21 protein-coding genes are annotated in these 25,970 nt (G+C 59.8%); all 21 read right to left on the reverse strand.

Annotation, left to right across the window (positions count from 1 at the left end):
- Positions 1–984 (reverse strand): glycosyl transferase family protein, encoded by a 984-nt coding sequence (locus ACQK2G_RS18915; protein WP_425406594.1) that lies wholly within the window; start codon positions 982–984, stop codon positions 1–3.
- Positions 981–3,644, reverse strand: coding sequence for a molybdopterin-dependent oxidoreductase (locus tag ACQK2G_RS18920; RefSeq protein ID WP_425406595.1), 2,664 nt, complete (start codon positions 3,642–3,644; stop codon positions 981–983). Before ACQK2G_RS18920 ends, ACQK2G_RS18915 begins: the two co-directional genes overlap by 4 nt.
- A complete protein-coding gene (nirD, locus tag ACQK2G_RS18925; protein ID WP_425406596.1) occupies positions 3,641–3,994 on the reverse strand; it encodes a nitrite reductase small subunit NirD in 354 nt (117 codons plus the stop codon). The genes ACQK2G_RS18920 and nirD overlap by 4 nt, the downstream gene beginning before the upstream one ends.
- Entirely contained in the window at positions 3,991–6,423 is a 2,433-nt protein-coding gene (nirB, locus tag ACQK2G_RS18930) for a nitrite reductase large subunit NirB (protein ID WP_425406597.1), read from the reverse strand. The genes nirD and nirB overlap by 4 nt, the downstream gene beginning before the upstream one ends.
- 49 nt (positions 6,424–6,472) lie before the next feature.
- Positions 6,473–8,170 (reverse strand): ABC transporter ATP-binding protein, encoded by a 1,698-nt coding sequence (locus ACQK2G_RS18935; protein WP_425406598.1) that lies wholly within the window; start codon positions 8,168–8,170, stop codon positions 6,473–6,475.
- 5 nt (positions 8,171–8,175) lie between these two features.
- Positions 8,176–9,261: an ABC transporter permease gene (locus ACQK2G_RS18940; RefSeq protein ID WP_425406599.1), complete on the reverse strand. Its 1,086-nt coding sequence runs from the start codon at positions 9,259–9,261 to the stop codon at positions 8,176–8,178.
- A gap of 98 nt (positions 9,262–9,359) precedes the next feature.
- Positions 9,360–10,721: a CmpA/NrtA family ABC transporter substrate-binding protein gene (locus ACQK2G_RS18945; RefSeq protein WP_425406600.1), complete on the reverse strand. Its 1,362-nt coding sequence runs from the start codon at positions 10,719–10,721 to the stop codon at positions 9,360–9,362.
- Positions 10,722–10,965: 244 nt separating this feature from the next.
- Positions 10,966–12,468: a tripartite tricarboxylate transporter permease gene (locus tag ACQK2G_RS18950; RefSeq protein WP_425406601.1), complete on the reverse strand. Its 1,503-nt coding sequence runs from the start codon at positions 12,466–12,468 to the stop codon at positions 10,966–10,968.
- 10 nt (positions 12,469–12,478) lie between these two features.
- Positions 12,479–12,958, reverse strand: a complete 480-nt coding sequence (locus ACQK2G_RS18955; RefSeq protein ID WP_425406602.1) for a tripartite tricarboxylate transporter TctB family protein — start codon at positions 12,956–12,958, stop codon at positions 12,479–12,481.
- Positions 12,959–13,036: 78 nt separating this feature from the next.
- Positions 13,037–14,023 carry a Bug family tripartite tricarboxylate transporter substrate binding protein gene (locus tag ACQK2G_RS18960; protein WP_425406603.1) on the reverse strand — a complete coding sequence of 329 codons (987 nt, stop codon included), beginning with the start codon at positions 14,021–14,023 and terminating at the stop codon, positions 13,037–13,039.
- Positions 14,024–14,298: 275 nt separating this feature from the next.
- A complete protein-coding gene (locus ACQK2G_RS18965; RefSeq protein WP_425406604.1) occupies positions 14,299–15,477 on the reverse strand; it encodes a CmpA/NrtA family ABC transporter substrate-binding protein in 1,179 nt (392 codons plus the stop codon).
- Entirely contained in the window at positions 15,474–16,070 is a 597-nt protein-coding gene (locus tag ACQK2G_RS18970; RefSeq protein WP_425406605.1) for an ANTAR domain-containing response regulator, read from the reverse strand. The genes ACQK2G_RS18965 and ACQK2G_RS18970 overlap by 4 nt, the downstream gene beginning before the upstream one ends.
- 146 nt (positions 16,071–16,216) lie before the next feature.
- Complete coding sequence (locus tag ACQK2G_RS18975) at positions 16,217–17,245, reverse strand: ABC transporter ATP-binding protein (protein ID WP_425406606.1); 1,029 nt, start codon at positions 17,243–17,245, stop codon at positions 16,217–16,219.
- Positions 17,245–18,234: an ABC transporter ATP-binding protein gene (locus ACQK2G_RS18980; protein WP_425406607.1), complete on the reverse strand. Its 990-nt coding sequence runs from the start codon at positions 18,232–18,234 to the stop codon at positions 17,245–17,247. Before ACQK2G_RS18980 ends, ACQK2G_RS18975 begins: the two co-directional genes overlap by 1 nt.
- Entirely contained in the window at positions 18,231–19,100 is an 870-nt protein-coding gene (locus ACQK2G_RS18985) for an ABC transporter permease (protein ID WP_425406608.1), read from the reverse strand. Before ACQK2G_RS18985 ends, ACQK2G_RS18980 begins: the two co-directional genes overlap by 4 nt.
- Positions 19,101–20,114, reverse strand: coding sequence for an ABC transporter permease (locus ACQK2G_RS18990; RefSeq protein WP_425406609.1), 1,014 nt, complete (start codon positions 20,112–20,114; stop codon positions 19,101–19,103).
- Positions 20,115–20,120: 6 nt separating this feature from the next.
- Positions 20,121–21,707 carry an ABC transporter substrate-binding protein gene (locus ACQK2G_RS18995; RefSeq protein ID WP_425406610.1) on the reverse strand — a complete coding sequence of 529 codons (1,587 nt, stop codon included), beginning with the start codon at positions 21,705–21,707 and terminating at the stop codon, positions 20,121–20,123.
- 34 nt (positions 21,708–21,741) lie between these two features.
- Positions 21,742–23,010, reverse strand: a complete 1,269-nt coding sequence (locus ACQK2G_RS19000; protein ID WP_425406611.1) for an aminotransferase class III-fold pyridoxal phosphate-dependent enzyme — start codon at positions 23,008–23,010, stop codon at positions 21,742–21,744.
- 255 nt (positions 23,011–23,265) lie between these two features.
- Entirely contained in the window at positions 23,266–23,919 is a 654-nt protein-coding gene (locus ACQK2G_RS19005; RefSeq protein WP_425406612.1) for a TetR/AcrR family transcriptional regulator, read from the reverse strand.
- Positions 23,920–23,956: 37 nt separating this feature from the next.
- A complete protein-coding gene (locus tag ACQK2G_RS19010; protein WP_425406613.1) occupies positions 23,957–24,991 on the reverse strand; it encodes a transketolase family protein in 1,035 nt (344 codons plus the stop codon).
- The gene (locus tag ACQK2G_RS19015) at positions 24,988–25,854 is read right to left on the reverse strand and encodes a transketolase (protein WP_425406614.1); all 867 of its coding nucleotides are present in this window, start codon (positions 25,852–25,854) and stop codon (positions 24,988–24,990) included. The genes ACQK2G_RS19010 and ACQK2G_RS19015 overlap by 4 nt, the downstream gene beginning before the upstream one ends.
- Between the last annotated feature and the right edge of the window lie 116 nt (positions 25,855–25,970).

Genomic DNA, 25,970 nt, shown 5'->3' on the forward strand with positions numbered 1-25,970 from the left:
CTAAGCCGCCTCGGCGCTGTTTCGCACAGCCCATAACCGCCGGACCATCTCCTCCGCATGCGGAAGGTCCGGTGTCCTGCCTGCAGACCAAAGGGCGACGGCAGCGGTACCGAGAACGATCGCCTCGGCAAAAGGGTCTCGGCGATCACCCGCCCATAATGCCGACAGGTGTTCGATATCCGGATTCTCATCGGCAAGCCTCCGCGCCACCTCCAGCAACGGGGATGCGATCACTTCGATCGCACCGCCTTCCCGAAGGCCGAAAACTTCGACGGACTTGCCCGGATGCCGTTCAAATTCCCCACCCCCGCCTTTCAGGACGGACAAGGAGGGCTGGCCCAACAACCTGCCGACATCCTGCTGCAACGTCCTGTATGGGGGATGAAACACGCCCTGCACCGATGCGGGAGCCATGGAGGGGTTAAGCACCCGCAGCGTGGTGTTGACTGCGGAACGAAGTCCCAGCACGTCCCTTAACCGCAGCAGATCCAGAAGCTTCGGCGACATTGCCTCCAGCGGGACATAAGTGATACCGCATTCAACCAGGGCAGACGACGCTTCCTGTGGGCTTTGGGATACCGATATCCCTGCCAGCGGCAAGGCCTTCCTTACGTCCGCGGCTTGCCCTTGATGTGAATTCCAGCCGTGCAGCAATACGGGGATGCCAGCCTGTGCCACCAACCGCGCAGACAGCAGGAACCAAGGCAAGCCTCGCGACCGGCCGGCCGCATAGCTCGGCCAGTCGAGTACCGCAGGGAGGTCCACCCAGGCCGCTACCGTCGGCCGGATAGCATCGACAAAACCGGCGACCTCCCCGGCCGTCTCACCTCGATAACGCATCAGCATCAGCAAGGCGCCGACAGCTTCCGGCGCGGCCTCCCCCGACAATATTTCGCGCATCGCGTCGGCCGCTTCCTCCCGCGTCAGATTTCGGCCCCGGGAAGGTCCCCGCCCCATCGCGTGTATGTAGGGAGCAAGGCTCATTCCGCCGCCGCCTGCAAGGACGCGCGGGAGATAAGCGCCCGCAGTTCCGGACGGCAGGATCCGCAATTCGTCCCTGCCCGCACGGCTTCGCCTACGGCCTCGACATCCGCGAGACCGCCTTCCACGATCGCGGACATGATCGTATTCACGCCAATGTCGAAACAACTGCAAACGGTCGCCCCCGGATCCGATATCTGCCCGCCCGGCCTTCCCGCCAGCAGATCATCTACTCCATTGCCGGCGGCGACGAGGTTGAGGACGTGTGAGCGCGCGAGTTCTACCGGTCCCGGCGATGCAAAGAACGCCCCGGCGACTTTGCCGTCCTCTATGAAGGCAGCCCGGACAATCCCCCGAGACGGGTCGATCATCGTGATCGCATCACCCGCCTCGATCCGAAGCAGTGAGCGGGCATGGGCCTCCCAGTCCGACGGCGCCTTATCGGCAGCAAGCTCAACTTGCCACCCGGAAGCGAAACGCGACCGCGACCAATATGCGCTGTCAGGTTTCATCTCCCGCTTACCGACCGCGAAACCATGCCAGGCCGCTTCGAAGGCCACGACCCTGGCGACAGACGCTTTCAACTCCGGCTGCCCCGAAACCGGATCCACCACCGCGCGAACAAGGTTGCCGACGCGGCCATTGGCTGTCCAACGGTTGGTCCAGTGCATTGGGACGAAAACGGAACCTAGCTGAACGCGATCGGTTACGATCGCTCGAACGATGATGGATCCATAAGGATTTTCCACACGCACAAGACTGGCCGCCGCGATACCGAACCGCAGCGCATCGGCGGGATTGATCTCCGCATAAGGTTCCGCCATGTGGCGGCTCAATCTGCCGGATTTTCCCGTGCGGGTCATGGTGTGCCAATGGTCTCGCACTCGGCCGGTATTCAGCCGCAGCGGATACTCCGCGCTGATAGCGGATTCCGGCGCGCGGTGGCGAACTGCCAAAAGCCGCGCCTTGCTGCCCGACGTAAAAAAGCGTCCATCGCCAAAAAACCGGTCGCGGCTCTTCCGTTTCTTGGAGACAGGCCAGCGAATTGGCTGAAAGGCCTCGTAGGCTTTGTCATCGATCTCGGCCAACCCGGTTATATCGAAATCGAGACCGAATCGATTGCTAACCGCCGAAAGCGCGGCATGTTCCCGGAAAATCGCAGCCGGGCCGTTATAGTCAAAGGCGTTCTTCCACCCCATCGCCGCAGCAACATCGCAGATGATCCGCCAATCGGGGCGCGCTTGCCCCGGTACCGGCAGAAAGGGGCGCTGGCGACTGACGGTACGGTCCGAGTTCGTAACGGTACCGGATTTCTCTCCCCAGGCGGCGGCGGGCAGGACAAGATCGGCCAATTCCGCCGTGTCGGTCTCGGCCATGATGTCCGACACCACAACGAAGGGACAGGCTTCGATCGCCGCCCTGACGGATCCCGCTTCGGGCAGGCTCACCGCCGGGTTGGTCGACATGATCCAGAGCGCCTTGATCCTGCCGTCGGCGCAGGCCTTGAACATGTCGACCGCTTTCAAGCCGCCCTGCACGCAGATCGTCGGCGATTGCCAGAATTCCTGAACGGCGGTCCGATGCTCCGGATTCTCGATATCCAGATGCGCGGCGAGCATGTTGGCCAATCCGCCAACCTCTCGTCCGCCCATGGCATTCGGCTGACCGGTGACGGAAAAGGGTCCCATTCCCGGCCTTCCGATCCGTCCGGTTGCCAAATGACAGTTGATGATTGCATTCACCTTGTCGGTGCCACTGCTCGATTGATTGACGCCTTGGCTATAGACAGTGACGACCTTCTCGGTCTCGATCCAAGCCGAGAAGAATGCCTGAAGATGATCGGCGGAAAGCCCGGTTACCGCGGCAACGTCTTGGAGAGAGACCTCCGCAGCGGCGTCCAAAGCCTCGTCCAGTCCGACTGTATGCCGTTCAAGGAAGTCGTGGTCCAATGATCCCGTTTTGGCGATTGCGTCCAGAAGCCCGTTGAACAAGGCAACGTCCGATCCCGGCGCAAGGCGCAATTCCATATCCGCGATGTCGCTTGTCGCTGTGCGCCGCGGGTCAACAGTGACGATCCGCATCTGCGGCCGGTCCTTCTTGGCCGCAGCGATGCGCTGGTAGAGTACCGGATGACACCAGGCCAAATTGGACCCAACCAAGACGACCAGATCCGCGAGTTCGAGGTCCTCGTAAGTACCGGGAACCGCATCCGCACCGAACGCGCGTTTGTGCCCGGCGACGGATGAGGACATGCATAGCCTGGAGTTCGTGTCGATATTGGCGGAGCCGATGAACCCCTTCATCAGTTTGTTTGCGACATAGTAGTCCTCTGTCAGCAACTGGCCGGAGACATAAAAGGCCACACTGTCCGGCCCATGCTCTTCAATCGCCTGAGAAAACTTGTCCGCCACCATGGCTATAGCGCGGTCCCATTGGATTTCGGCCCCGTGCAGACGCGGCTGTAGCAACCGGCCTTCCAAGTCGATAGTCTCGTCCAGTGCCGATCCTTTGGAGCAAAGTCGCCCTTCATTCGCCGGGTGGCTCGGGTCCCCGGCGATGGAGACGCCATCCTCTTCCACCCGCGCCAGCACGCCACACCCCACCCCGCAATAAGGACAGGTCGTACGAACCGCCCCCTTTTCCAATGCCGGGTCCGCAGTCATTCAGCCGCAACCCCCAATGCGAAAGCTGCCCGATCCAACAGAACGCGGCGGTCTTCTATCCGCGTCCTGATCGTCGGCACCGAACCGCTATCGGCACCTTGGGCTTCACCGGTGTCGAGGGCGATCACCCAGTTATGAAGCGGACAGGTAACCGAACGGCCATGCACGATACCTTCGGACAGCGGACCGTTCTTGTGCGGGCATCTGTTGAGAAGGGCAAAAACCTCATCCCCGATCGTGCGAAACACAGCGACGCAGCCGATCGGCGTTTTCACCTTGCGCGCCCCTCGAACGGGGATCTCGTCCAAGGCGCCGATATCGATCCAGTCCGAAACGATTACGTCCATCATGCGACCTCCGCGATCGGCTGGAACTCGTTAGGATGCACAGCGCCGCTCGCACGCTCCGACCATGGATCGGTCTGGGCGAATTTCTGTGAAAAGAAAAAGCGCGCCGCCAGAGACTTCCTGCTGGACTCGTCATCGACCACACGCGCAGTCAGATGATCGAGCCCGACCTGATCGATCCATTTGTAGATCCGATGCAGATACTGGGCTTCTTCCCGATAGAGCTGAATGACCGCCGCACAATATTCGATTGCTTCCTCTTCCGTCTTGACCTTGCAAAGAAGCTGCGTCGCCTGAACGTGAAGGCCAGCCGCACCACCGACGTGGATTTCATATCCGGAATCGACGCAAACGATACCGACATCCTTGCAGGTCGCCTCGGCACAATTCCGGGGACAACCGGAGACGGCCAGTTTCAATTTGTGCGGTGTCCAGGACCCCCAAAGCGCTTTTTCCAAACGGACGCCAAGGCCAGTCGAGTCCTGCGTGCCGAACCGGCAATGGTCCGTTCCGACACATGTCTTCACCGTACGCAAGCCTTTGGCATAGGCTTGACCGCTGACCATCCCGGCGGCGTTCAGGTCCGCCCAGATCGCGGGCAGATCTTCCTTCTTCACCCCCAGTAGGTCGATGCGTTGCCCGCCCGTCACCTTGACGGTCGGCACATTATATTTCTCGGCAGCATCGGCGATGGCGCGCAACTCTTGTGGATTGGTCAACCCGCCCCACATCCGCGGCACGACGGAGAAGGTGCCGTCCTTCTGGATGTTCGCGTGAACCCGCTCGTTGATGAAACGAGACTGGTAATCGTCCTCGTAGTCGGCCGGCCAATCCGACAGCAGATAGTAATTCAGGGCCGGGCGGCACGCTTCGCAGCCGCAAGACGTTTTCCAAGCCAGTTCCTGCATGACTGCCGGAATGGATTTGAGTTCCTTGGTCTTGATCAGACGCCGGACCTCCATATGCGTGAGGTCCGTACAGCCGCACATGGATTTGCTTTGCGGGACCGCGAAATCGTCTCCCAAGGTCAAGGCCATGACCTGTTCGACCAATCCCGTACAGGTCCCGCAGGAGGATGAGGCCTTGGTATGAGCCTTCACCTCATCAATCGTGTCCAATCCCTTGGCGGTGATCGTTGAGACAATCGTCCCCTTGCATACGCCGTTACAGCCGCAGATTTCCGCATCATCCGGCAAGGCTGCAACGGCCGCCATAGGGTCCAGCGGGGACCCTCCCGCATAGGCCGGCCCAAAGATCAGCGTATCCCGCATCTCCGAGATATCAGTTCCGTCCTTCAGCAGGCCAAAGAACCAGCCGCCGTCCGCAGCGTCTCCATACAGGACGACTCCGACGATCTTGTCGCCCTGCAATACAATTCTTTTGTATACACCACGCGTCGGGTCCCGGAAAACGATCTCCTCACGGTCATCGCCTTCGGAGAAGTCTCCGGCGGAGAAAAGGTCGACGCCCGTAACCTTCAGCTTCGTCGAGAGAGCCGACCCTTCGTATCCGGCCTCTTCTCCAACCAAGGTCTTGGCCGCCACCTTCGCCATCTCGTAGAGCGGCGCGACGAGCCCGTAACACATGCCGCGGTGTTCCACACATTCGCCGACGGCCAGAATATCCGGATCGGCGGTAACCATTGCATCGTCCACATGAATGCCCCGTCCACAGGCGAGACCGGCGCCAACCGCCAAATGCGTGTCCGGTTTGATCCCCACGGCCATGACGACAATGTCGGCCTTGTATTCGGTGCCGTCATCCAGACGAACCGCCTCCACCTTATCGGAGCCGACGATTTCGTGGGTATTCGCACGCAGGTGAACGTTGATCCCGCGCGCCTCCAGTTCCTTTGCCAGAAGATAACCCGCGGCCGGATCCAGTTGCCGTTCCATCAGATGCGGCATCAAATGAAGAACCGTTACATCCACGCCCTGCATTTTCAGACCCGCTGCAGCCTCAAGGCCGAGCAAGCCGCCGCCAATCACGACCGCTTTCGCACCTGGTTTCTGGGCCGCGTCGAGCATTTTCTCAACATCGTCCAGATCCCGGTATGTCAGCACACCGGGGAGGTCCTTGCCCGGCACCGGAATGATGAATGGTTGTGATCCCGTTGCAATCAGCAACTTGTCGTAGGATGTCTCGCCCTGGTCCGTCACGACGGTTTTGCGGTTGCGGTCAATGGCCGTGATACGCTCGCCAAACCGGCATTGCACCGAATGCTCCCGGTACCAGTCGGCGTCATGGGTGACAATCTCCTCATAGGTCTTTTCCCCCGACAGAACCGGCGAGAGCATTATGCGGTTGTAATTCCCGCGCGGCTCTGCCCCGAACAGGGTGACGTCATATTCACCCGGTGCCTTCTCGAACAGTTCCTCGAGCACGCGGCCCGATGCCATTCCCGCACCGATGACAACCAGCTTTCTTGTCATTCATCCAACTCCATCTTACGCCCCCGCCTGTAGCGCCAAGCGGGTGGGCCTAGGCCGCTTCGTCGGTTTCAAGTTCAGCGTCTTCCTCCACAGGCTCAGGCGCTTTCCGGTTTCCGTGTTCGTATTCCTCGAGGAAGGACAGCAGTTGCTCGCGGTATTCGTAGTAGCCGGGATGTTCCAAAAGGGCTTTTCGCGTGCGCGGGCGCGGCAGATCGACATCCATGATCTTGCCAATTCGCGCGTTCGGCCCGTTCGTCATCATGACGACCCGATCCGCCAGCAGGATTGCTTCGTCGACATCATGGGTGACGCAAATCGCGGTGACCTGCGTCCGCGCCCATACTTCCATGAGGACTTCTTGCAACTCCCAACGCGTCAGGCTGTCCAACATGCCGAAAGGCTCGTCCAGCAGGAGCAGTTTCGGCGAAAGAGCGAAGGCCCGTGCGATGCCGACGCGCTGCTTCATCCCGTTGGAGAGTTCGGAAGCAGGCCTGTCCATCGCATCCGCCAGGCCGACGCGCTCCAGGTAGAAATCGACGACGTCCTGTCGCTCGGCCAGACTCGCTTTCGGATAGACGCGGTCGACACCGACTGCGACATTCTCGCGCGCCGTCAACCAAGGGAACAGGCTCGGCGCTTGGAATACGACCGCGCGCTCCGGGTCGGCCTCGACGACATGGCTGCCGTCCAGGACGATGGCGCCCTTGGAAATTTCGTTCAATCCCGCCGCCATCGTCAGAACCGTCGATTTACCGCAACCGGAATGCCCGATCAGGGAAATGAACTCCCCTTTATGCACCGACAGTTCGAAATCTTCGACGACGGTCAGCGGACCTTTTGGGGTCGGATAAACCTTATGCAGCTGAGAGAATTGCAGATAACGGTCGGTCACCGGCGAATCTGCCGCGTCGGCATAGGCTTTCGGCATGCCGTGGATCGGAGTGACATTGGGCAGCACGCGCGACCCCTCCACCCGCGAAGCGACCCCAACATCCATGAGATAGTTCGTCACCTTGCCGCGAAGCGCCTTGAAGACCTGATCATGGTTCATCGCCGTCCGGTCTCTCGGGCGTGGCAGGTCCACCGTGAACTGCTCGCCCAGGGTGCCGTCCGGATTCAGGGAGACGATACGGTCGGCAAGCAGGATCGCCTCATCCACATCATTGGTAATCAGAACAACGGTCTTGCGGTCCGCTTCCCAGATGCGTTCGATTTCGTCCTGAAGATTGGCCCGGGTCAATGCATCCAATGCCGATAGCGGTTCGTCGAGCAGCAGCACCTCCGGGCTCATCGCCAGGGCGCGCGCAACAGATACCCGCTGACGCATACCCCCGGAGAGTTCCGCCGGGCGTCGGTCCGTCGCATGCGACAGGCCAACCATGTCGATGTAATGCGCAGCGATTGCTGCCCGTTCGGATTTGGGCTTGTCCTTGTGAACCGTATCAACCGCCAGCCGGACGTTTCCGGCAACGGTCAACCACGGCATCAGAGAATAGGACTGGAAGACAAGGCCGCGTTCCGGTCCCGGTCCTTCAATCTGTTCTCCACGAAACAGCGCCTTGCCGCTATCAGGGTGAACAAGACCGGCCAACAGATTAATCAGAGTGGACTTCCCGGTGCCGGAGAAACCGAGGATCGCGACGAACTCACCTTCCTCGACGTTCAGGTCAATCCCTTTCAGGACTTCCTCCCGCGCTGCACCTTCACCGAAGCCGTTGCTGCAATTCCGCAGTTCGAGAATGTTCATGGCCGTCACCGATTATTCGAGTAAGTGAGAAGCGTCTGGATGGCGTACATCATCCTGTCCAACAGGAAGCCGATGATGCCGATCGTGAAGACGGCTACCATGATCTTGGCCAGGCTTTGGGAGCTGCCGTTCTGGAATTCATCCCAGACGAATTTTCCAAGGCCCGGATTCTGCGCCAGCATTTCCGCCGCGATGAGAACCATCCAGCCGACACCAAGGCTTAGGCGCAGCCCGGTAAAGATCAGCGGTTGCGCCGACGGCAGGACCAGTTTCGTGATTTTGGTCCAGGTAGACATCTTCAGCACACGGGAAACGTTGACGAGATCCTTGTCGATGCTGGCCACCCCGTGGGCCGTGTTGATCAGTGTCGGCCAAAGCGAACACAACGTTACTGTAATGGCGGAATTCAGGAACGACTTGGTAAACCAACCGTCATTCGTTTCGTAGGTTGCGGAAATCACCATCGTGACGATCGGCAGCCACGCCAGCGGCGAGACCGGTTTGAATATCTGTATCAACGGATTGAATGCCGCGTTGGCGGTCTTCGATAGGCCGCAAACGATCCCGATCGGCACGGCGACCAACGTCGCCAACAGGAAGCCGAAGAAAACGGTCGTGATGGAGGTCCATATCTGGTCGTAGTAGCTGGGCGCGCCCGTAAATTCGCGCCACTTCACGCGGTCTTCCTTGCCGGCAGCGACAAGCTTCGCGTTCCGCTTTTCCTGGCGCTCATAAAAATCCGCCGCAGATTGCGCCTTTCTGGCCGCGTCTTCGTCCAGCGCGACGACCTGTTCCCAGACCTGCATTGGGCCGGGGATTGCTCCCAACGACGTCTGAACCGTCGGTGCCAGTTGTGCCCAAATGAAGAGGAAGGCGAGGATCGCGGCCAGCGGCACGCCAAGTTGAGACCACAGCTCCCTCATCTGTGCCCTGGGACTGTCGCCCGCGATCGCGCGCAGGATCGGCGTCACCCAAGGCAAGCCCACAACCTTCAGGTAGGTGTCCGCCTTGTTGATATTCGTGAACAGCTTGGCCCGTCGGGCTTCGGCGGCGTCATCGTCTCGCGGCGCGGAGTCGGTTATTGCGGTCATCGCGGCTCTCTCTCGTCCAAACAGGGGATTGGTGTATTCTTGGGGGATAGGGCGGCTGGGCGCCGGCCATATGGCTGGGCGCCCGGCTTTGGCTTCGCTTATCCTTCCACCGCGTTGCCGACGACCTTCTGCTCACCCTTCAACCCGATGGGGAACTTGTTGAGATAGTCATTCGGCTTCCGGCCATCGAAGGTGATCCCGTCGATGAACTCGGTCTGCGGTGCGCGATAACCGTCCGTCTCCCAAGGGAAGTCCGCCTCGTTCGACAGGCCTTCCTCGACCAGCAGCTTGGCGGCGGAGAGATAGATGTCCGGGCGGTAGACCTTTTTCGCGACGTCGTCGTACCAGGCATCCGCCTTGGATTCGGCGATCTGGCCCCACCGGCGCATCTGGCTGAGATACCAGACGGCGTCGGAGTAATACGGATAGGTCGCGTTGTAGCGGAAGAAGACGTTGAAGTCGGGGACCTCGCGCTTGTCGCCCTTCTCGTATTCGAAGGTGCCGATCATGGAATTTGCGATCACGTCATAGTCGGCACCGACATATTCCGGACGGGATAGGATTTCTACGGCTTCCGGACGGTTGGCGTTATCGTTCTCGTCCAACCACTGGGCCGCACGGATCAGAGCCTTGGTGATCGCGAGCGTGGTGTTCGGATATTTTTCGGCGAATTCGGCCGTGATACCGAACACCTTCTCCGGGTTGTTCTTCCAGATCTCGTAATCGGTGATAACCGGAACGCCGATCCCCTTGAAGACGGCCTGCTGGTTCCAAGGCTCACCCACGCAATAGCCATATATGGTACCCGCTTCCAACGTGGCCGGCATCTGCGGCGGCGGCGTCACGCTCAACAGCACGTCAGCGTCAATCTGGCCGGTTATGTTTTCTTCACTGTAGTAGCCGGGTTTCAGACCGCCGGCGGCCAACCAGTAACGAAGTTCGTAATTGTGGGTAGAGACCGGGAAGACCATGCCCATGTTGAACGGCTTGCCTTCGGCCCGGTACTTCTCGACAACGGGTTTCAGAGCCGAGGCCGATATGGGGTGAACCGGCTTGCCGTTTTCGTGCGGAATGTACTCCTTCATTTGCGCCCAGATCTCATTGGAAACGGTAATGCCGTTGCCATTCAGATCCATGGAAAAGGGCGTGATGATATGCGCCTCGGTGCCGAAACCGATGGTCGCGGCGAGCGGCTGTCCGGCCAGCATGTGCGCGCCGTCCAACTGACCGTCGATCACGCCATCCAGCAGAACCTTCCAGTTGGCCTGCGGCTCCAGCGTGACGAAGAGGCCCTCGTCCTCGAAATAGCCTTTCTCATAAGCCACGGCGAGCGGCGCCATATCGGTCAGTTTGATGAAACCGAACTTCAACTCGTCCTTTTCGACGTCGAGCATTTCGGCGGATGCCGTCGATGCTGTGAACGCCAGGGCGATACCGGCGATGAAACGACGAAGGTACATGACAGGTCTCCTTCAAGTCGGCCCTGCCATCCCTCTCGGTTCAAAGGCATCGGGCCAAATACGAAAAGCCGCTCAGCATGCCGCGCGAATTTCGCGCGATTGCTTGAGCGGCTCTGCTCAGAACTCTCCGCATGGAGAGAATTTGGTCCCGGACGCCGTTGTCCAGATGAAGTCATTTATAACATGCTGCGGTGCAATATCAAGAGAAAATTCTGCCAGGTCCGATGCGGACCCGGCCCGCGGCTCACACGTCGCCAGCCGGTGCCAACCCCCGCCGACGACGCCATTTCATGATCAGCGGCATCAACCAGATTGAGATCGTCACGACGCCTAGGACGCCGGCCACCGGACGCTCGAAGAAGGTAATGAAATCGCCGTCGGCCTTGATCATGGAGGTCATGAACGAGTCTTCCAAGAGGCCGCCAAGCACGAGGCCGAGGATCGCCGGAGCGATGGGAAATCCGTTTTCCTCCATCAGATAGGCGACGAGACCGAGCACCAGCATGATGCCGACGCCGAAGACGGTGTTATTGATGGCGAAAGTGCCGACGACACAGAACATCAGGATGATCGGCATCAGAATGTTGCGCGGCACGCGCAGCAGCTGCTTCGACGACTTGATCGCCGCATAACCGAGCGGCAGGAGTAGCAGGTTCGCGACGAAGAAGGAGATGAACACCGCGTAGATCAACTCGGGCTTGTCGAGAAACACTGTCGGCCCTGGATTCATACCCTTGACGTAGAGCACGCCGATGACGATCGCCGTGATCGAATCGCCGGGGATGCCGAAGACAAGCGCCGGCACCCAGGTCCCGCCCAATCCGGCATTGTTGGATGAGCCGGCATCGACAATGCCCTCAACATGGCCGGTTCCGAATTTCTCCGGTTCCTTCGAGAACTTCTTCGAAACGGCATAGGAGATCCATGCTGCGATGTCGGAGCCGGCGCCCGGCAGGGCTCCGACCAGCGTGCCGATGACACTGCCGCGAAAGAGATTCAGCTTATACCTATAGAGTACACCGCCGAGCCCCGAAAAAATGTTGCCGATGGACGACTGCTTGACCTCGGGTGGTGGGCGGATAGCGGTCACCGAGCGCAGCACTTCGGCGAGGGCGAACATTCCGATCATCGCCGGAATGAAGTTCACACCTCCCATCAGTTCGATGCTGCCGAAAGTGAAGCGGGCCTGTCCCGACATCGGGTCGAGCCCCACGGTCGCTATCAAAAGGCCGACCAACAGCGACAACGCGCCCTTGACCGGCTGGTCGGTTGAGATGAAGGCGGCGCAGGTGAGTCCCAGGCAGGCGAGCCAAAAATATTCGTAGGACGAGAAGTTGAGTGCGAATTTCGCGAGCACGGGCGCCGTGAAGGTCAGCACCACGGCACCGAACAGACCGCCGACGACAGCACTGGCGAGCCCGGTCCCCAGCACCAGTTCCGCTTTGCCCTTTCGGGTCATGGCAAAAGCTTCGTCGGTATACGCTGCCGATGCCGGTGTTCCGGGAATGCGCAGGAGCGCGCCGGGCAGGTCACCGGCGAAAATCGCCATCGCAGTCGCCGTAACCATGGCAGCCAGCGCCGGAACCGGCGGAATGAAGAAGGTGACCGGCACCAGCAATGCCGTCGCCATCGTCGCCGACAAGCCAGGTATTGCGCCCATGAACATGCCGAACAGGCCGGAAAGGACGATCACGACCAACACATAGGGGTCGAAGACCAGCGGCAACGCACTAATGAAGATTTCCATGGCCAATAACCTACCAGGACCAGGGTTCAAGGATGCCCCAAGGCAAAGGCACCCGGAGGAATTGACCGAAGAACTGCTGGATGACGATCACCGCCACCACCGCAATCACCGCTGACGACAGCCAGTTGCGGCCACCGCGCAGCCAGAGAAGCAGACCATAAAGTGTTATGAAGCCGGTGATGACATAACCGAGAATGTCCGAAACCAGGATGTAGAAGACCAACGCCACCAAAACGAGGGCGAAGTTGGCGACATGGCGGGGCGAGCGCATCCATTCCAGAGCCTCGGCCCATGGCTTGTCGCCGCGCTCACGCACGCCCTTGAACACCAACGACGCCCCGAGGAGCGCCATCACCACGGCGATGGACCGTGGAAAGAAACCAGCACCGTAGTTCTGCCCCGGCATGTCACGGAACTGGCTGGTAAAGACAAAGATCAGTGCTGCAACGCCGATGAACAGCGCACCGGCAATGGCGTCATTGACTTTCACGACGAAATGGCCCCCCGGCTATGAAACGACCGCCGGCCCGGCAACGGCTGCCGGACCGGCGTATCAAAGCGAAGCGTATCAGTTCTTCAAACCGGCCTTTTCCATGACCGCGCCGAAATCGGCGTCGGCCTTGGCCATGAAGGCTTCCGCCTCGGCGGACGGACGCCAGACCATGCCGAAGCCGCGGCCTTCCATGAACTCTTTATACTCGGGGGAGTCATAGGCCTTCTTCAGGGCCGGAATCAGCTTGTCCATGACTTCCTGGGGCATCCCTTTGGGACCCGCGACCATCCGCCAGGCGCCAACCGTCCAGTCGGAACCGGTTGCTTCCTTCAGTGTCGGCACGTCAGGGAAGATGGCAAGCCGTTCATCGCCCATATTGGCGAGCGGACGGACTTCTCCGGCTTCGATCAGCGCGCGTCCCTCGGCCAGCGAAGAGGTAACGAAATCAACTCCGCCTGCGACCATATCCTTCAACGCCGGCGCGCTGCCCTGGCTGGGGACCCACGGCGCGACGTTCGGATCGACGCCTTCCGACAACATCCAACCGGCATAACCGAGATGCCAGATGCCGCCTTGGCCGGTACCTGACCCTTTGAAGGTGCTGGCGGGCAATGTCTTGATCGCTTCCAGCAGTTCCGCCGCCGAATTATACGGTGACCCTTTGGCGACCATCAGACCGCCCGGATCGAGGTTTACCTGTGCCGCAACCGAATAGTCCTTGTAAGTAAGGTCGGTCAGACCGGCCCAGTGCATCATCACGATTTCGACGGTAATCACACCGATCGTGTAGCCGTCCGGCGCCGCGGTGGCGATGGACGAATGCCCGACCACGCCCGAGCCGCCGGTACGATTGACGACGTTGAAGGGCTGGCCCAGTTCCTTCTCCAGAAGGCTGGCAAGGATGCGACCGACCGCATCCGTACCGCCACCGGCGCCCCAGGGCACGACCACCGTGACCGGACGCTCCGGCCACTCCGCCTGCGCGGAAGCAACGCCGAAAGTGCTGATCGCCAGGGCGGCTGCAACAACTCCGGCAAATTTGACAAAGGTTCGTCTAAGCATGCGTTTTCTCCCAGGTTTCGCGTAGACACCGTTTCGGCGTCTCAGCGCCGTCGCTCGCGAATTTTCTTTGATGCCCTGCTGAACGGGCAAAGCACGCAATCCTGCCACTCATTTTCCGAAAGTGGCTACCCGCTTTCTTGAGGCAAATGAGATGCCTCTGCGTCATCAAAACACCCGCATGACGATTATTGCGATGAGCAAAATGGCATAGGATTACCGGGTACTGAGACGGTCACCCAACGCAGGACGTCGCTTCCGATCGCGTCGGCAACCGATCAGTCCGGGTCGGTCGAATCGAACACCTTTGCATCAAAGAAGGTGTCGGGTCCCAGGAACATGTCGCCCGTGGAAGAGGCGACCGGCATGCGCGCGGACAGGGACCCTTCCAGTTTCTCCGACGCGCCCGGCATATCGACCCCGAGCGCGGAGAGATATTCGCGATAAAGATCCGGTCGGAAACACCGTCGCGCGATGGCCGCCGCCTCAGCCCTGTCCAGTCCGTTCCGACGGGCCAGCCGGTTGGCGATCCATACCGCCTGACTTCGCCAGGGGAATGTCGCGGCCCCATCCAGGAACTCGATGAATCTGGGTGCTTCTTTTTCCTCGCTGGTCGAAGAGACGAGAATGCGGCCAAGCAAAGTTCGCTCTATGACTTCCGGCGCAACGTTCAAATAGGATTCCCGGGCCAGGATTTCAGAGGCGGTCATCGGACGCGACGGGTCGGACAGCCAACGGGCCGCCCGCCAGACCGCCCGCATCAAGGCGGCGGTCGCTTCCACTTCGCGTTCCGCCCACCCGCGTCGGACAGCTAGAACTTTTTCAGGGGCGAAGCGCCAGATTGCGCAGCACGGCAGTATCAGTTCCGCCACGCCCTTTTCCACCGCGACGGAGCCCCACGGCTCGCCGACACAAAAAGCGTCGATCTCCCCGGCCGCCATGGCTTCCACCATCAATGGCGGCGGCACGGTTCGCACATCCAGTTCCTGCGGCGCGCGCAGACCAAGAGCCTCTAGCCAGTAGTAGAGAAGCTCGGCATGCATGGAGAACGGGAATGGAACGCCGATCCGAAGCGGGCGCGGACACACACCGACCAAGGCCCTGCCGATCCGTTCCGCCGCCATGAAATCATTCGGCATCCCGTTATCCCGCATCTTTTCAGCGAGTTGACGGGATACGCCGACGACATTTCCGTTCACGGACAGCACCATCAGGGCGTCCAACGGCATTGCCATTCCGCCCAATCCCATCGACATCGCGATGGGAACCGGGGCCAACATATGCGCCGCGTCCAACCGCCCCAGCGCCAGCTTGTCCCGGATCGCGGACCAGGACCGTTCAACATGGAGTTGAAGGTCCAACCCCTCCTCGGCGGCGAAACCAAGTTCCCTGGCAACCACCAAGGCGGCACTGTCCACCAATGGGATGATCCCACAATCGATCCGACGCAGGCTCACTTCAGCAGCTCCGACGCGGTAATCAAGGCACTGGCGACTTCCGAGATCTTCTTGCCCTGGTCCATGGCGGTTCGGCGCAACAGCGCGTAGGCCTCGTCTTCCGAAAGACCGCGGGCATTCATCAGGAGCCCCTTGGCCCGGTCGACCATTTTACGTTCGGCCAGGGCAGCCTTCGTCGCATCCAATTCCTTCCGAATTCGGCTGACCATGGAAAAGCGTGCAATCGCGGCATCCATCACCGGCTTGATGCGATCCTTCTGAAGTCCGGCAACCACATAGGCGCTGACGCCGGCTTCGATCGCATCCTTCATCAAATCGGCATCGCTGCGGTCTACGAAGATGGCAACCGGCCGGTCCAACGGTGTGGAGGCCAGCGTCAATCCTTCAAGGACGTCCCGGCTCGGGTTTTCAAGATCAATCAGGACAACATCCGGGTTCAGGGCCGCCAGTTTTCGCGCCAAACCGGTTTCGTCACCGATCACGGAAACATCGAACTCGCCGGCATCCTGCAACCCGTCCACGATCAAAAGCGCGCGCTCGCGATCTCGTTCGACCACGGCGATCTGCAATTTGACATCCCGGTTCTTCGTCATGCGCGCATGTTGCACCGCAACATGAATTCCTGCAAGCGGCATCACATCCAACGGACGCAACTGTTCGGAAGCGTACCCGGGAAGCCTTGAAACCTGATCCATGACCTGGCTGGGATCGGTCTCAGGCGAAGCCTGCAGGGGAAAGACTAGGGAGCAGGACCTGGGTGATGGCAGGCGACACGGTGGCCGGCCGCCCCAATTTCGGTAAGGTCCGGTGAGGCGGTTTTGCACTTGGCACTGGCACGCGCGCAGCGTGTATGGAATCGGCAGCCCGAAGGCGGGTTGATGGGAGACGGCAGGTCGCCGGTCAATTTAATTCGCCGCCGCGACCGCTCGACGCGCGGGTCGGGACGAGGAATGGCGGATATCAATGCCTGCGTATAAGGATGCTGGGGGTCTGCATACAGTTTCTCAACCGGTGCCAGTTCGACAATCTTGCCCAGATACATCACCGCAACACGATCGGATATATTCCGAACAACGCCGAGATCATGAGAAATGAAGAGATAGGCGCAGCCGAGTTGGTGCTGCAACTTTCGCAGCAAATTCAATATTCCTGCCTGCACCGAGACGTCGAGTGCGGAGACCGGCTCATCAAGGACAATGAGTTTCGGGTTAAGCGAGAGGGCCCGCGCGATCCCCACTCTTTGCCGCTGTCCGCCGGAGAGTTCATGCGGATATCGATCAACCATATCAGCCGGCAGTTGGACCAGACCGATCATTTCCGCGATACGCGCGCGAAGGTCCTGCGGCGGCAACTCGGCCAACAGCATGCCTTCCGCAAGGATTTGTCCGACCGTCATGCGCGGGTGCAACGAAGCCATCGGATCCTGAAAGACCAATTGCATGTCGCGCCGAAGTGCCCGCAACTCGGCGGCATCGGCCTCGGTCACGTTTCGGCCATCCAGGGTGACCTGCCCTGCGCTTGGTTCGATAAGACGCAGAATGCTGCGGCCCAGGGTCGACTTGCCGCAGCCGGACTCACCGACAAGTGCGAGCGTTTCCCCCGCGGCGACATCGAAGCTGACATCAGACACTGCCTGCACCACGCCGACCTGCCGGCCGAACACCCCGCCACGCAGAGGGAACTCCTTGTTCAGACCGCGAACGGACAGAACGGTTTCTGTACCATGCGTACGGTCTTTGGCACCTGCCGTGGCCGGAACCGTGGTCATTATTGTGCCTCCGCCTGATACGCACCGTTCATGGGGAAATGGCAGGCATTGGCCGTCGCACCACGAAGCTCCAATGCCGGATCATCGGACCGGCACTTGTCCTGGGCACGTTTGCAGCGCGGAGCGAAGGAACATCCCTGCGGGCGCGCAAAAATCGAGGGCGGTGTGCCCTCGATCGGATCCAGCGGCTTCGCCTCCTCAATCGTCGGGACGGCGCCGATCAGTGCGGAGGTGTAGGGATGGGCCGTCTGATAGAAAATCGGTTCCGTCGCGCCCCGTTCAACCACGCGGCCGCTATACATGACGGCGATCTCGTCGGCGATCCCCGAAACGACGCCAAGATCGTGGGTAATCAACACGAGCCCGATATCCAGTTCCTTCCGCAAATCGGCCAATAAATCGAGGATCTGCGCCTGAACCGTCACATCGAGCGCCGTTGTCGGTTCGTCGGCAATGATCAGCCGGGGGCGGTTCGCCAGGGCCATGGCGATCATCGCACGCTGGCGCATCCCGCCGGAAAATTCATGCGGGTACTGCCGAACCCGGCGCGCGGGTTGCGGGATAGAGACCATCTCCAGCAGACGCTCCGCTTCCTTGATCGCGTCGCGCTGAGATATCGAGCGATCATGCAGGCGGATCGCTTCGGCGATTTGCTTTCCGATCGGGATGACGGGATTGAACGCGGTCAAAGGATCCTGAAAGACACATCCGATATCCTTGCCGCGGATCCGGCGTATCCGCGACGGGTGCATGCCGATCAGCTCCTCACCCATGAACCTTGCATGCCCATCGACGCGGGTACCGCGCGGCAACAATTGCAGAAACGCCATCATGGCAACCGATTTACCGGAACCGCTTTCCCCCACGATTCCAAGAACCTTTCCCGGTTCCAGGGAAAGATTGATCCCGCAGACCGCTTCAGCCCATCTATCGTCAACCCCCTTGAAGGCGACGCGAAGATCCTTCAGTTCGAGCAGGGGCGTCGTCATGTGCTTCTCCGGTCGAAGACATCGCGCAGCCCATCCCCCAGAAAGGAGGTCGCCAGGACGACGGACAGAATCGCCATGCCCGGGCCGAAGGCAATCCACCAATTGTAAAAGCGGGCGGCCCCTTCAGATATCATGCTGCCCCATTCCGGCGACGGCGGGGTTGCACCGAGCCCGATGAAGCTCAACGACGCGGCCAGCAATACGACTTGCCCGAAATCCATCGTCGCGTTGATCAAAGTGGGAGTCCAGCACAGCGGCAAGACGTGAATGGTAAGAACGCGGAACGGACCGGCGCCGCCGGCAACCGCGGCTTCGACATGGTCGCGCTCGCGCATTTCGAGAACCTGCGCGCGCATCAACCGTGCATAGATCGGCCACCACACGATCACCATGGCGATCGAGGCATTGGCCAAGCCGGGCCCGAGCATCGCGGCCACCGCCATCGCCAGCAGGATCGGCGGGAAAGATACGGTGACGTCGACAAGCCGCATGATGATCGAATCCCACCAACCGCCGAAGAAACCGGCGATCGCGCCCATTGCGGAACCGATGACGACCGCGCAGAGCACGACCACGAAGGCAATCGGAATGGACCAGACCGACCCGTGCAGGGTGCGCGACAGGACATCCCGGCCGAGCGCGTCCGTCCCCAGCCAATGATCCGGCGATGGCGGCTGCAAGCGGCGCCCGACCATGGCAAGCGGATCGTCGATCGGCCACAGGCTGACGGTGAGCACGGCCACAATCCAGAACAGAAGAATGACAGCGCCGATTTTCGACGTCGGCGGCAATCTGCGCATCAACCATTTCAGACCGCTGAGTTTGGCGGCCTTCGTGGTCTCATTTGGAGAGGCGATATCCGTCACTTAATGCACCCTGATGCGCGGGTTGGCCCAGGCATAACCGATATCCGTCAAAAGGTTCGCCAGCAGGAAGGCGACGGAACCGACAATCGTCACCCCACCGATCGCCGGATAGTCCAAGGACGCCGCCGCGCGAACCGCATAGGACCCAATCCCGGGCCAGGAGAATATAGCCTCGGTCAGAACCGCGCCCGTAATAAGGTAGGCAAAGGTAAAACCCAGAATCGTCAACAAGGGTATCATCGCGTTCGGCAAGGCATGATTGATCAGCACGACGCGCTCTGGTGCCCCTTTGGCGCGCGCCGTCCTGGCATAATCCTGCGCCATTCCTTCGATCAGCGAGGAACGCACAAGCCGGGTGATAATGCCGGTAACCGCCCATCCCAGGACGAAAGCCGGAAGGGCCAAATGCGCGAGCGACTGAAGAAACAGCGACAGATCTCCGGCAATCAGCGAATCGATGGTGTAGAAACCTGTAACATGCGTTGGCGGTTCGACCCTCGCGGGCAACCGTCCGGTACCGGGCACGACCGAGAGGCGAACGGAAAACAGATAAAGCAGAATAAGGCCGGACCAGAAGATCGGCAGGGAGGACCCGACCAGCGCCACCATGCGGGCCAGACTGTCGAAAACCGATCCCCGGTACTTTGCCGACAACAATCCGAGCGACAGGCCAAGCGTAGTCCCCACGATCATCGCGGACACGACCAGTTCCAATGTCGCCGGCAGGCGCTGGGCGATATCGGCCGCCACCGGCCGGCGGGTTGCGAATGATGTGCCGAGGTCGCCCTGTACGAGATTACCCAGATAGACGGCGTATCGGACCGGCAGGGGTTTATCGAGTCCCCACTCGGCTTTCACCGCCGCGACGACTTCAGCATTCGACATCATCCGTTCGGGAACAAGGGCGGCCAACGGGTCGCCCTTGGTCATTTGCGACAACATGAAAGACACGCTCGCCACGCCAAGAAGCAGAAAAGGTATCGCGATCAACCGCTTGATGACGTAGGCGAGCATGTAACACTACTTCCGAGAGATTTCGGCGAGCGGCAGGTTGCAGCAAGCCGAATAACGAACACCGCTGATATCGCTACGATGTGCCAGCACGAGGTTCGGCGACACAAGCGGAATGATGATCGCGTCGTTCATCATTTCCTTGCCCAACTGGGTATAGGCCGCTTCGGAATCGGCGCCGGAGGATGCCAGCGCTTTCGCATAGAGCGGGGCTTCTTCCGAGTTTACCACCAATTCGTCTTTGCCGACGCCGGCGCGCTTCACCCAGGGATACCCCTCGATCATACCGAAATAGGCGATGTACTGGCCCGAACCGTAATAGTCCGGTGCATAGTAGACGGCGGTCACGGGCCATTCACCCGCGCCCAACTCATCGCGCCAGACGGCCCAGGTCAACGGCTTCAATTCCATTTCCACGCCGATCGCGGCAAAGTCCTGCTGCACCTTCTGCATCATGATGTTGAAATCGACGCCGTAAATGTTGTCGTTGGGATACCCGGCAACCAGCTTCAGGTCGGATTGTCCCGCCGCCGCCAACATTTCCTTGGCCTTTTCGATGTTCTGTTCCCGCGGGCTCAGAGCGGCGGTACCCGGAAAACCGTTCGGAATCGGGGCCGCCTGTTTCGCGCCGTTACCGCCAACCGTGAAGTCCAGCATGCCATCATAATCGATCGCCAGAGCAAGCGCCTGACGAACGTCTTTGGTCAGCACATCGGCCATGCCCTTGGCGCCGGGAATGAAACCGATATAGGTGAAGTTGTAACTGGGAACGACTTCGGTAACGACGTCCGATGACCGGATCGACTGAGCCGTATCCGGATCGATCTGCATCGCGATATCGACTTGTCCGGTTTCCAGCGCCTGCGCCTGGCTGACGGCATCCTGGATCTGGGTAACAACGACTTCCGCGAAGGCGGGCGCGCTGCCCCAATAGGAGTCGTTGCGGGCCAGACGAAGCTCAGCTTCCGGCGAATAGAGCTTCAACATGAACGGTCCCGAGCCGGCCGAGTTTTCCAGGAACCAAGACTCGGCCTTGTCCGCTTCCGATGCATTGTCTGCGGCGGAAGCGCCGGCAGCCTCGGCAACCTCGGCATTGATAATACCGGTATAGGGTGCGGAAACCTTGTTGAGGAATTCGGAGTTCGGCGCATCGACAGTGAATTTCACGGTCTTTGCGTCAACGGCCTCTGCGCTTACGAGACCGTCCATCAGGAAAGAGGGCGATCCCTTGACGTTCTTCAAACGATTGAAAGTCCAGATAACGTCGGACGCTTCGACCGGAGAACCATCGGAGAAACGGGCGTCTTTCAAGCGGAAGGTGAATTCCGTGAAATCACCGTTCACGTCCCAGCTCTCGGCCAGATTCGGCACCAGTGTCTTATTGTCCGGCGCCAACGTTACCAGCGTTTCATATACAGCCGTGAGATAGAACTGGCAGGTGTCGCAGAAAGCGCGGGACGGATCGAGCGAATTGACGTCCATCGACCTTGCGATCACCAATGTGTCCGTTTCGTCGGCGACCGCCGGTTGGGCGAATAGCGCGCCACCGGCAAGGACAAGGGCCGCGACCCCTTTGTTAATTCTGAAATGCTTCATGACTAGCTTCCCTGTCGGCGCAACGGTTGATGATTCAAGATCCGGTCAGCGCCATCACCGTGGTGGATGGCTGTAAGGACGCCCGGTTTCTTTTTATCTCCTCGAAAGCTGCGCCGGTCGCTTCGAGGGTTTGCGCAATGTCCGCTTCGGTCATTGCGGCATTGGTGAACATGTTGTGATACGGGGACAGATAGACGCCGCGCTTCATTGCAGCGCGGCAAAAGCCGTAACCGACCCTGAAATCGGGATCGTCGTCGAATTGCAGCATCGGAAGCGTTACCGGGCCCGTGCAACGGATACCGATGCCGAATTCCTCGGCCTGTGCGTTCAGGCCATCGCGAAACGCTGTGCCGATCCGACGCATGTCTTCCAGGTACTCGGTTTCCCGAATGATGCGCATCGTTTCCAATGCCGCCGCCATCGGTACCGCCGCGAACCAATATGATCCCGTCGCATATATTCGCGATGCAGCATCACGCGCCCGATCGTTGCCCAGCAACGCGGAAATCGGCTGCCCGTTTCCGAGAACCTTTCCCCAGGCCGACAAGTCGGGCCGCACGCCGATGGTTTCCCAGGAACAATCACGGGCGACGCGGAAACCTGCCCGCACATCGTCCACGATCAACAAGGCATCATGCTCGTCCGCGAGATCCCTGGCGGTTTGGGCGTATTCACGATCCGGTGTGGATTGATCGGCAAAAACATCGTGCCGGTACGGGGTTGCGAATATGCCGGCAAGATCGCCGCCCGCGGACGCCACCGCATCCTTCAGGCTCTGCGCGTCGCCGTAGTCGAAATAGATGATATGTGCCCGATCTTCGTCCACGACGCCGGCGGGGCGCGGCGTGCTCCAGGGCATCGAACCGTGATACGACTTGCGCGCCACCAGAACCTTGCGCTTGCCGCGATAGGCCCTGGCAATCATCAGCGCCATCATAGTCGCGTCCGACCCGTTCTTGCAGAACATCGCCCAATCCGCATGCGAGACCATGGACACCATGGCCTCCGCCAAATCGACGATCAGCGGTGTCGGTCCGGTCGCCGCGTCGATCCGCGCTTGCTGATCGGCAACCGCCCGCATGATATCGGGATGATTGTATCCGAGTAGATTGGGACCATAGGCGCACATGAAATCGATATAGACATTGCCGTCCGCATCGGTGATGCGCGTGCCGTCGGCCTTCGTGAAGAACTGCGGCGTGTCTTCCGGCATCAGCGCCACAGACTGATGGCCGTACATGCCCCCTGGAATGACCTCGGCCGCCCGTTCGCGCAACATGCGATCATTGGCGTTGTTCCACATGAGGGCCTCCAGAGACGTTTGAACACTGTTGATTTAATAGAAGGTTAGTGACGGAAAATTTGACTTTCAACGAGAATTCATACGCAGTTGGTTACAATATTCGACGGCACCCGGCCGTATGCGGGCTTCGGCAAGATAGATATTTTTTGGTTTTATTTTAATGATTTCTCTACATTCAGCGAAAATGAGCTGAACGCTGTTCTGTCCGGAAAAACAAAAAACAGCATATTATTAATGATATTTTATTTTGTTAACTCAGTCGTTCGACATCGACTTTAATGGCAGGTCTTCCGGCAGGTAGGTGCGAAGATAGGCAACGGAGGCCCGCCAGGCTTCCATAAGATATCGATCCGTGATGTGGCCATGCTCCGCGTAGGAAATGGCCCAAATCCCATCCATCAAACCGAAGGTTACGGCGAGCCAATGCCCAAGATCGGTCAAGCCCGCACATTCGAACCGCGCACGGAACTCCTGGGCCCTCGTTTTCGACGCGGCCGTGTTCCCCCGGAGGTCGAGTGTCCGCACCTCGACACTGACCCCCGCCCCCATGAATAGACGCAAAGCCGCAGGATTGGCGTTCAGGTAATCGCGGCCCCGCGTCTGCCGGATCAAGACCAGGTCCTGCCAACGGCTTGGCGGGGGCGTGATTTCCATACGGGACAGTTCCGCGAGTTCCTGATGGTAGCGCCGAGCCAATTCCACAAAGATTGCGTTACGGTTCGGAAAAAAATGGTAGACGGAGGGTAGCGGCACCCCGGCCCGATCGGCCACCATGGCCAGCGTCACATCCGTGTCCATATGGTCGGCCAGGATGTCCGCAGTCGCATCAAGCAGCTGGGAGAACCTTTCCTTGCCGCGCACGCGTTGGGGTTTCCGTGCTTTGGACAGCGGAGAATTCTGACTAGCCAATGCTCACCACCTCTTTACCAACCCGGCCCTTTTTTGCTCAACCGATTCCAGAGAGGAAGCCCCGCGCGACCTCACACAAACCCGGCGCATCAAGCTTGTAGGCCGCATACAGTGCCGCGGGCGGCCCGACTTCCACGAACCGGTCAGGCACACCATGCCGGAAGAATGGAATACGTGGCAAATCGACCAGAACATCTGCAACGGCTGAACCGAGCCCACCGGTAAGATTATGCTCTTCCACCGTCAGGATGGCGCTTGTCTCCCGTGCCGCCGCAATAATTTCATCACGGTCGAGGGGACTGATCGTATGCATGTCGACGACCCGAACGGACACGCCATCTTCGGAAGACAGAATTTCCGCGGCATCCAGCGACGCACGAACCTGGCTGCCGGTCGTTATGATCGTCAGGTCACGTCCTTCCCGAAGACGGATGGCCTTACCGATTTCAAGGTCGGGCACGGTCTCGTATACGACCGGGTCACGCCCGCGTCCGAGGCGTATGTACATCGCCCCCGGATGATCCACGGATTTCCGCAGCACCGCACGAAGGTGATTCGCATCCGTGGCGCAGATCACGGTCAGGTCGGCGACAACCCGCAGCATGCCCAGATCCTCCAACGCATGATGCGACGATCCATAGAACCCCATGGACATGCCGGAATGCGTTCCGATCACGCGCACAGGCATGCGTGGATAGGCACAATCGGTGCGGATTTGTTCCGCACCCAGAATGGAAGCAAAACTGGCGAAAGTGGCGACATAGGGAACGAACCCGCAGGACGCCATGCCGGCCGCGGCAGTAATCATGTTCTTTTCGGCAATCCCGAAATCGAAGAACCTGTCCGGGTGTACATCCCGAAAGTCATTCGTTCTGTTGGCCGAGGCCAAGTCGGCCGTCGCAACGATGATGCGCGGGTCCGTCTTCGCCAGTTCGGCCAATTCCTCCCCCAGGATGAAGGCGGGCATACCGGCCTTCGGCGTCCCGCGAACGGACCGGTGATCCCGAAGACTTGTCTTGCCTTCGGTCGTGCCGCGAAAAATTTCCGCTTCGTTCTGCATCTCTGTCGTCATGCTACCGGCTCCGGTTCATAGGGTTGCAGGCCCGCTTCGAGCTCGGCCATCACGTCGTCATAGTCTTCGCCAACCAGGTTGCCGACATGCCAGTCGAGAGACATTTCCATGCGCTTCACGCCGCGTCCCTTGACCGTGTCGCAGACGATCGCTTGCGGCTTGCCGGTCGTTCCTTCAGGCAGATTTTCAAACGCGCCGAGTATGGACGGGAAGTCATGTCCGTCGATCCGCTGAACGTCCCATCCGAAGGCGGCCAGACGTTCATGCACCGGTTCGATTCCCATGATGTCTTCCGTGTGGCCGTCGATGCACAGGCCGTTCCGGTCCAGCAGGATGACCAGATGGCCAAGTTGGAAATGGCCGGCGGCGATAACGGCCTCCCAAATCTGACCTTCGGATATCTCGCCGTCACCGAGCATTACATACGTGCGGTAGTCACGCCCAGCGACGCGACCGGCCAGTGCCATGCCGAGCCCGACCGAAAGGCCATGCCCCAAGGAGCCGGAGGAGAAGTCCAGCCCGCGAACCTTCTTCATGTCGGGGTGATCGCCATACTTGGAGCCAAGCCGGGTGTATGTGTCCAATTCGGTAGGATCGAAATAGCCGAGATCGGCCAGCACGGGGTAAAGCCCGATCGCGGCATGCCCCTTGGACATCACGAACCGGTCCCGGTCTTCCCAGGATGGGTTCGAAGGTTCGATGCGCATTTGTGAATAGTACAGAGCCGCAAGGATTTCCGCGCACGAAAACGTGGAGGAATAGTGACCGGCGCCGGCGATGCGCGTCAGACGAACGGTTTCCGTCCGGATGAACTTCGCATAGCCCTCAAGCACCGCATGGCTGACATTTGAACGATCTGACAAGGCACCCTCCTGGAAGCAGCAAGTCCGGGCTTCATTAATCATTGAAAATTCTATTATCACCCAACTCGTATTTGACTCAGACCGTTTTCTGGTGTGTTTGGCAATAGAAAATTTTG

The organism is Hwanghaeella sp. (genome assembly GCF_965227365.1).
Classification (GTDB): domain Bacteria; phylum Pseudomonadota; class Alphaproteobacteria; order UBA8366; family Aestuariispiraceae; genus Hwanghaeella.

Excerpts from the sequence above, each read along its gene's own strand:
- ACQK2G_RS18945 (WP_425406600.1), bottom strand. The coding sequence starts at position 10,721 with ATGTACCTTCGTCGTTTCATCGCCGGTATCGCCCTGGCGTTCACAGCA.
- ACQK2G_RS18920 (WP_425406595.1), bottom strand. The coding sequence starts at position 3,644 with ATGACTGCGGACCCGGCATTGGAAAAGGGGGCGGTTCGTACGACCTGT.
- ACQK2G_RS19000 (WP_425406611.1), bottom strand. The coding sequence starts at position 23,010 with ATGTGGAACAACGCCAATGATCGCATGTTGCGCGAACGGGCGGCCGAG.
- ACQK2G_RS18960 (WP_425406603.1), bottom strand. The coding sequence starts at position 14,023 with ATGCTTAGACGAACCTTTGTCAAATTTGCCGGAGTTGTTGCAGCCGCC.
- nirD (WP_425406596.1), bottom strand. The coding sequence starts at position 3,994 with ATGATGGACGTAATCGTTTCGGACTGGATCGATATCGGCGCCTTGGAC.
- ACQK2G_RS18915 (WP_425406594.1), bottom strand. The coding sequence starts at position 984 with ATGAGCCTTGCTCCCTACATACACGCGATGGGGCGGGGACCTTCCCGG.
- ACQK2G_RS18970 (WP_425406605.1), bottom strand. The coding sequence starts at position 16,070 with ATGACGAAGAACCGGGATGTCAAATTGCAGATCGCCGTGGTCGAACGA.
- ACQK2G_RS18980 (WP_425406607.1), bottom strand. The coding sequence starts at position 18,234 with ATGACGACGCCCCTGCTCGAACTGAAGGATCTTCGCGTCGCCTTCAAG.
- ACQK2G_RS18950 (WP_425406601.1), bottom strand. The coding sequence starts at position 12,468 with ATGGAAATCTTCATTAGTGCGTTGCCGCTGGTCTTCGACCCCTATGTG.
- ACQK2G_RS18935 (WP_425406598.1), bottom strand. The coding sequence starts at position 8,170 with ATGAACATTCTCGAACTGCGGAATTGCAGCAACGGCTTCGGTGAAGGT.
- ACQK2G_RS18940 (WP_425406599.1), bottom strand. The coding sequence starts at position 9,261 with ATGACCGCAATAACCGACTCCGCGCCGCGAGACGATGACGCCGCCGAA.
- ACQK2G_RS18990 (WP_425406609.1), bottom strand. The coding sequence starts at position 20,114 with ATGCTCGCCTACGTCATCAAGCGGTTGATCGCGATACCTTTTCTGCTT.
- ACQK2G_RS18975 (WP_425406606.1), bottom strand. The coding sequence starts at position 17,245 with ATGACCACGGTTCCGGCCACGGCAGGTGCCAAAGACCGTACGCATGGT.
- ACQK2G_RS19010 (WP_425406613.1), bottom strand. The coding sequence starts at position 24,991 with ATGACGACAGAGATGCAGAACGAAGCGGAAATTTTTCGCGGCACGACC.
- ACQK2G_RS18995 (WP_425406610.1), bottom strand. The coding sequence starts at position 21,707 with ATGAAGCATTTCAGAATTAACAAAGGGGTCGCGGCCCTTGTCCTTGCC.
- nirB (WP_425406597.1), bottom strand. The coding sequence starts at position 6,423 with ATGACAAGAAAGCTGGTTGTCATCGGTGCGGGAATGGCATCGGGCCGC.